Genomic DNA, 6,705 nt, shown 5'->3' on the forward strand with positions numbered 1-6,705 from the left:
GCGAGAGTCTGGCCGACGACGTCGAGGCCGACCAGTGGACCAACTCCTTCACCCGTGACCAGCACTGGCGGATGACCCTCTGAGCGGTATCCCCTCCCCCCGCTGCCCAGGAGGCCGCGGCTTCGCCGCCGGAGCCGTGGCCTCCGTCATGTCCCGGAGCCAGTGGTCCGCTCAGCGGCCCCTGGGCCGCCCCTTCTGGAGAGGTTTTCTCATGACAGCACCTCATACCGGCCGCTCAGGCGGCGCCATCGCGATCCTGACCGCCCTGTTCTCCCTCGCCGCGCTGCTGGGCCTCGCCGCGGCCCCGCCCGTCCGGGCGGCCGAGGTCGCGGGCGCGGGCGCAGGCGCAGGCGCAGGCGGACGCGCCGGGGAGATCAACATCATCGCCACGCACAGCGGACGCTGCCTGGAGACGGAGAACTCCTCCCTCCAGCCCGGTGCCCCGGTCCTCCAGGCCGACTGCACCGGCCAGGCCGGAGCGGTCTGGCGGCTCCAGGAGTCGGCGGCGGGCGGCGGCTCGGTCAATGTCGTCAATGCCAACAGCGGCAGCTGCATGGAGATGCAGAACTCGTCCGGAGCGACGGGGACGCTCGTCCGTCAGGCGACCTGCACGGGCCAGGCGGGCACCAGCTTCCTGGTGGAGGACCGCACCACCCATGTCTGGCTCAAACCGCTCACCTCCACCCCGGCCAAGTGTCTGGAGGTGGCCGGGGGCTCCCCCTTCCCCCGGGTGTCGGTACGGCTGGCCGAGTGCACCGGGCAGTCGGGGATCGCCTTCCACCAGCGCCAGCCGAGAATCGGCAACGACCCGGCCAGTGAGCCGGCGCCGCCCGACACGGGCATGGAGCGGCTGAGTCTCACCCCGGGCGGGGCCCAGATCACCGAGGGCATCGGCAACATCCCCCAGCACACCAACAGCGTCAGCGCGAACGGCCGCTATGTCGCCTTCGAGGCCCTGAGCGCCCAGCTGGTCACGGGGGACGCCAACGGTCAGGGAGACGTCTTCGTCCGGGACCGGGTGACGGGCGCGACCGAGCTCGTCAGCGTCTCCAGCAACGGCGCGCAGGGCGACAAGGGGTCGAAGGCGCCCTCCATCAGCGCGGACGGACGGTACGTCGCCTTCCAGTCCGATGCGAGCACCCTGGCGCCGGGCGACACCAACAACGCCACGGACGTCTTCCTGAGGGACCGGCAGACCGGCGTCACCGAGCTGGTCAGCAGATCGGGGGCGGGCCAGCTCGGCTCCCACGCCTCCGCCGCGCCGTCGATCACCCCGGACGGACGGCATCTCGCCTTCGAGTCCTCAGCGGCCAACCTCGTCACGGGCGACACCAACGGCGTGTCCGATGTGTTTCTGCGCGATCTGGGAACGGGCTCCGTCGAGCGGGTCAGCGTCTCCAGCAGCGGCGCGCAGGGCAACGGCCCCTCCGTGGGAGCTGATGTCACCCCTGACGGGCGGCAGATCGCGTTCGCCTCCCAGGCGGGCAATCTGGTCTCCGGCGACACCGGCCAGTTCTTCGACGCCTTCGTACGGGACCGGCAGAGCGGCACCACCGAGCGCGTCAGTCCGGCCCACGGCGGCGGCTCCGCAGACCGCGATTCCGGTGAGCCGGCCATCAGCGCGGACGGACGGTACGTCGCCTTCTCCTCGAACGCCGGCGATCTGGTGCCCAACCAGTACAACGACGGTCTGAACGATGTGTTCCTGAGGGACCGGCAGAGCGCGACCACCCAGCGCGTCAGCTTCGGCCACGACGGCTATGAGAGCCTGATGAGCTCGTACTCGCCGACCATCACCGACGACGGACGGTACGTCGCCTTCACCTCCTGGTCGGAGACCCTGGTGCCCGACGACACCAACGGCTCCGACGACGCGTTCGTCTGGGACCGGCAGACCAGGACCACCGTACGGGCCAGCGTCAACAGCAGATACGTACAGGGCAACGGCTTCACCATCGCCACCGAGATCAGCGCGAACGGCCAGTACCTGGCCTTCCACTCCTCCGCGTCGAATCTGGTGACGGGCGACACCAACAGCGGGTACGACGTCTTCCTCACCCCGCGCCCCAGAACATGACGCGGGGCGGGCCCGGGACCGCCTCACCGGCGGCCCGGGCCCGCCCCGTGGGGCTTGCGCGGGTTCAGGGGTGCAGCACGGCCCAGGTCGCGGTGTCGACGACACCGGTGACGGTGCGGCCGAACGCCCTCTGGAGATGTTCCACGGATGCCTTGGTGACCTCTTCGAAGACGCCGTTCGTGGGGACGTTCACATAGCGGTAGACCTCGCTGAGTATGCACTGGAGGTGCCGCACGGGCTCGCCCGTACTGCCCATCTGCACGGTGGTGTGCCCGCCCAGATACATGCACAGACGCCACTCGCTGCCCGAGGCGAGCGCTCTGGCACGGGCCATCACCGCGGGCACGGACGGCGCTTCGACGGCGACGGCGGCCGAGCCGGCGGAGCCCGGCGCGGCACCGGTCGTCGCCGTCGCCGAGCCGGGCACGGCGAGGGCCGTCGCACAGGCGATGAGCGCCGCGGCGGCGGCTATGCGGGTTCTCGGTCCTGTCCTCATGAGGGTCCTCTCAGGCGGATTCGAATACTCCGGCAAGGTGCTGGGGGGTCTAGGGAGTGTCTTCAAAGTAGCGTCGTCCGCCCGGATGGGGGTCCCCCCGGGCGAAGCCCAGGGGGAGGGCCTGGCGGGGTCTGGTGCGTGCGATCGCAAGGCGGAGGAAGGAGTCCATGCGGAGCATCGGCGACTGACGACAACGCAGCGAGCGTGCGTGCCAGGGCACGGCAGGCAGACGGGACTTTGAAGACACGACCTAGAACCAGGGGCAGCGCGGAAGACCGGCGACGGGGTGGGTGAGGCCGCCGGAGAGCTGGAGGACCTCGCCCGGGACATTGCCCCAGCCCTTGATCGGGGGGAGTTCGCCGACCTGGTCGCCCTGGACGTAGTACCAGTAGGTGTTGCCGGTGGTATCCGCGGGCCCCTTGGTGAAACAGGTGAACCGGGAAGGCGATAGTTTCAGCCATCCGGTGATGGGGGCGTCGAAGGCGGGCCTGCCGAAGACCTCGGAGGGGAGGTTGTCGCAGTTGAGCGCTTTGGTGAAGACATTGCCGATGGTGTCGCGCAGATCGAGCCCCTCCTGGATCACACAGGTGGCCGCCACGGCGGACGGGGGTGCCACGGCAGCGTGCGCGGGAGCGGCGGAGAGGGTCAGGGAGAGCAACGCGGCGGCCATGAGCGCGCCGCGGTGGCGTGCCACTCCGGATACAGCGGATGATGCGCTCTTCATCGCGGACTCCTGGGAGATCGTCATGATGAGGACCAGGGGCACTGGGCCAGCCCCGGCATGGGGTGCTGGGGGGTCTTCACGACGACCGCCGGCATATAGCCCCAGGCCTTCACGGTCGGCGAGGCCACGACCCGGTCGCCCTGGGTGTAGTACCAGAGGTTGGAGCCGAGATAGTCGGAGCCTTCCTTCCAGCAGACGAACCAGCGCGGGGAGTACTCCGCCCATCCCACGACGGGACTGGTGGAGCGCGACTGGATACGCACCCAGCCCTGGGTCACCTCGCACCACATGTCACCGGTGAAGTTCATCCCGGTCCAGTCCCGGTGCGTCTCCGCGGGGCGCAGCCAGCAGTCCGGCACCGCGGTGGGCGCGGCGGTCGCCGGAACGGCCGTGCCGAGCACCATCGCGCAGACGGCCAGGGGCGTCGCGGCTCTCCGCAGCAGACGCCTCACACGTCTGGTTCTTCCACTCATCGGCAGGTGCCCTATCTCTCGGCCCGGCGGCTGTCCGGCGGAGCTCCGGGAGAACTCCGGCAGGCTTCTGACGGATCGACGGCTCTCTCGCGGGTCTCGTGGGAACACGGCGGGAACATGAACGTGACAGCCGTGAGGTGAGGCGCCGGCCGTGCCCATCCGCTGTACGCCACCCCCGTCGGCACTGGCCGATGGTGGCGGGCACGGCTGACAGGCCGCTGACGTTCGCGGAGGGCCGGAGCCGGGGCCGAAAGAGGGCCGAAGGAAGGCCGGCACCGGGACCGGAGGAAGGCCGGAGCCGGGACCGGAGGAAGGCCGGAGCGGTCCGATCACAGAGTCCGGCACCGGGGCAGAGAGGAGCCGGAGCGGCCCCTTCCCGGTCGGCCGGGAGGGGAAGCGGCGTTCGGGCGACACCGGTACGCGCCCTCCCGGCGGCGGCGCGTACCGGACGTACGACGGTCACGGGGTCATGCGCACTCCCCCGGGGCGCCGAGCCATTCGGCGACCGCGTCCGCGATCGGCTGGCCGGTCTCCAGTTCGATGAAGCCGAACTGGCCGCCCTGGTTGCACTCCAGGAACCACCAGGTCCCCTCGGAGTCCTCCGCGAAATCGAAGGCCCCGTAGGCGAGTCCGGCGAGCTTCCGGTACAGCGCCACGGACCGTTCGACCCGCGGCTGCACCTCGACGGGCTCCCAGGTGTGCCCGGTGTCGCCGTACCGCCCGTCCACCTGCCCCGGCTCGGCGGGCTTCCGGGCGGCGAACAGCCGGTCGCCGACCGCCGTGAGCCGGATGTCGGCGCGCTTGGCGATATAGCGCTGGAGCAGCGTGGGGCCGGCTGCCACATCGGAGAAGTCGGTGTCCGGCGGTACGAGTGTGGTGGGCAGGGCCATCGGCGGTTCGCCCGGCGGCTTGCCCGACACCGCCTTGACCACCACATGCCGGTACTGTTCGGCGAACTGCCGGGCGACCCGGGGGTAGGTGGTGACGACCGTCGCGGGCACGGGGAAGCCGCTGTGGTGGGCGAGGCGCAGCTGCCATGGTTTCAGCCGTGCCTTGGCCGCGGCGTCCCGCTCGTTCATCCAGCGGGCCCCCGTGCACTCCAGTACTCCGTACAGCGCCTGCCCGCTCTCGGCGGTGAGCCATTCCGAGGGTTCGGCGGCGTGCGCCGCCGGCTCGCCGGGCCTGCGCACCCAGATGGAGCGCAGGCCGTCCATGCTCACCACCCGGCCGCCCGTCGACAGATAGCCGCGGAACTCGCCCCGGACGTACTCCGCGGAGAGCGCGCCCTCCCCGGGAAGGTCGGCGGGGTCGAACCGGACGAGGGGGACGCCTCTTCGGTGCAGCTGCGCCACCACCATGTCCGCGGTCACGTCCTGCTCACAGGTGAGGATCAGCACCGTCATCGTGTGATGCGCTTCAGTCGTCGAAGTGGGTGGCGGATCCGGCGGTGGAGGTGGTGGTGCCGACCGCCGCCAGCAGCGTCCGGTCCGAGACGGCGGGGCGGCCGTCGGGCAGGACGTTCAGCTGCAGAGTGGAGTCGTACGAGTACTGATCGATCACAGGCGCCAGCTCGGCCGGGCGAGCGTAGTTCCACGCGAACGGTTTCATGCTTTCTCCCTGGCCCACACGGGACTGTTCTGGGCCACTGTGTGGCCATGAGGGCAATACGCAGATCTGATGTAGTTGATTCATCACGTACCGTCATATTGCTGAGATATGCTCGCCAGTCGAACGTCCCCGATCCGGGCAGCCGCATATTCGCACCGCGAACCCATCCGCGCGCGCGGGTCGTTGACGTATTCCTGACACTTACCGAGACGCCTGAAGGACGAATTCCGTGCACTCCGAAGGGCAGTGATGTCGGTCACCATCAGCCTCACGCGTCCTACTGGTCACGATTGCACCAAAGTTCACTTGAACCTCCTATCACGCGGTGAACACAGCGTGATACCCCGTTCCTTGTCTGTGAGCTCCTTGTGGGCATCCCGTCGCGCGGACACGGAGCCCGGGTCATAGCCGCCGCCGGACGAACCGGGCAGGATCGGCACCCTCATCGGCAATCGTACGAGGAAACCCGGAGAATACCCATGACGAGCACTCATCCCCCGATCGGGGGACTCCCCCTTCCGAACACCACATTGACCCGGGAGGCCACCGAACTGGTCAGGGACACCACCAGTTCGCTGATCTACGACCATTCGCGCCGGGTCTACTTCTTCGGCGCCCTCCAAGGGCGCAATCGCGACCTCTCCTTCGACCCCGAGCTGCTCTACATCGGGGCCATGTTCCACGATCTGGGGCTCGGCGAGCCATTCCGGGGGAGCGGGCGGCGCTTCGAAGTCGACGGCGCGGACGAGGCACGGCGGTTTCTCCGGAGCCGGGGGGTGCCCGAGGACAGCGTGCGCCGGGTGTGGACCGCCATCGCTCTGCACACCACCCCCGGCATTCCCGAGTTCATGGAGCCGGAAGTGGCTTTGGTGACCGCAGGTGTCGAATATGACGTGCTCGGCATCGGTTTCGACGCCATCTCCGATACGGACCGTGCGGCCATCGTCACTCTGCATCCGCGGCCGGACTTCAAGCGGCGCATCATCGAGGCGTTCGCGGAGGGAATCCGCCCGGAGCCGCAGACGGCGTTCGGCAATGTGAAGGCGGATGTTCTCCAGCACTGCGTACCGGGTTTCGAGCGCGGGGATTTCGTACGGACGATCCTGGACTCGCCCTGGTCCGAATGACCGATACGGCAAGGACGCGCCGCCCATCTCCCGGTACGGCGACCGCCGTGGACGGCCATCCGCTCCCCGGCCTCCCCGGCCGTCCCGGTCGTCCGGGCCCCGGCCCGGCCTCCCCTGCGGTCGGTCCCCGAAGGATCGGGCCGCCGGTCGTCGCGGGTCATCGCGGACCGTCCTCCGGCCGGACCGAAGAGGCCGGAAGG

General features: G+C 69.6%; 7 protein-coding genes. 2 read left to right on the plus strand and 5 right to left on the minus strand.

Going from position 1 to position 6,705, the window contains the following annotated elements:
- Positions 1-211: 211 nt before the first annotated feature.
- Positions 212-2,077: an RICIN domain-containing protein gene (locus FF041_RS37080; RefSeq protein ID WP_194292361.1), complete on the plus strand. Its 1,866-nt coding sequence runs from the start codon at positions 212-214 to the stop codon at positions 2,075-2,077.
- Positions 2,078-2,141: 64 nt separating this feature from the next.
- Here FF041_RS37080 and FF041_RS37085 read toward each other — a convergent pair whose 3' ends face one another.
- The 5 genes from FF041_RS37085 to tgmA form a co-directional block, all read right to left on the minus strand.
- Positions 2,142-2,573 (minus strand): peptidoglycan-binding domain-containing protein, encoded by a 432-nt coding sequence (locus tag FF041_RS37085; protein WP_153527153.1) that lies wholly within the window; start codon positions 2,571-2,573, stop codon positions 2,142-2,144.
- A 250-nt stretch (positions 2,574-2,823) separates the two neighbouring features.
- A complete protein-coding gene (locus FF041_RS37090) occupies positions 2,824-3,297 on the minus strand; it encodes a hypothetical protein (RefSeq protein ID WP_153527155.1) in 474 nt (157 codons plus the stop codon).
- 20 nt (positions 3,298-3,317) lie between these two features.
- Positions 3,318-3,749, minus strand: a complete 432-nt coding sequence (locus FF041_RS37095) for a hypothetical protein (RefSeq protein ID WP_153527157.1) — start codon at positions 3,747-3,749, stop codon at positions 3,318-3,320.
- A gap of 488 nt (positions 3,750-4,237) precedes the next feature.
- Positions 4,238-5,173, minus strand: a complete 936-nt coding sequence (gene tgmB / locus FF041_RS37100; protein WP_153527159.1) for an ATP-grasp ribosomal peptide maturase — start codon at positions 5,171-5,173, stop codon at positions 4,238-4,240.
- Positions 5,174-5,186: 13 nt separating this feature from the next.
- The gene (tgmA, locus tag FF041_RS37105; RefSeq protein WP_153527161.1) at positions 5,187-5,378 is read right to left on the minus strand and encodes a putative ATP-grasp-modified RiPP; all 192 of its coding nucleotides are present in this window, start codon (positions 5,376-5,378) and stop codon (positions 5,187-5,189) included.
- A 479-nt stretch (positions 5,379-5,857) separates the two neighbouring features.
- Here tgmA and FF041_RS37110 point away from each other — a divergent pair, with 479 nt between their 5' ends.
- A complete protein-coding gene (locus FF041_RS37110; RefSeq protein ID WP_153527163.1) occupies positions 5,858-6,505 on the plus strand; it encodes an HD domain-containing protein in 648 nt (215 codons plus the stop codon).
- Positions 6,506-6,705 lie beyond the last annotated feature (200 nt).

The organism is Streptomyces jumonjinensis (assembly GCF_009600885.1).
GTDB lineage: Bacteria > Actinomycetota > Actinomycetes > Streptomycetales > Streptomycetaceae > Streptomyces > Streptomyces jumonjinensis.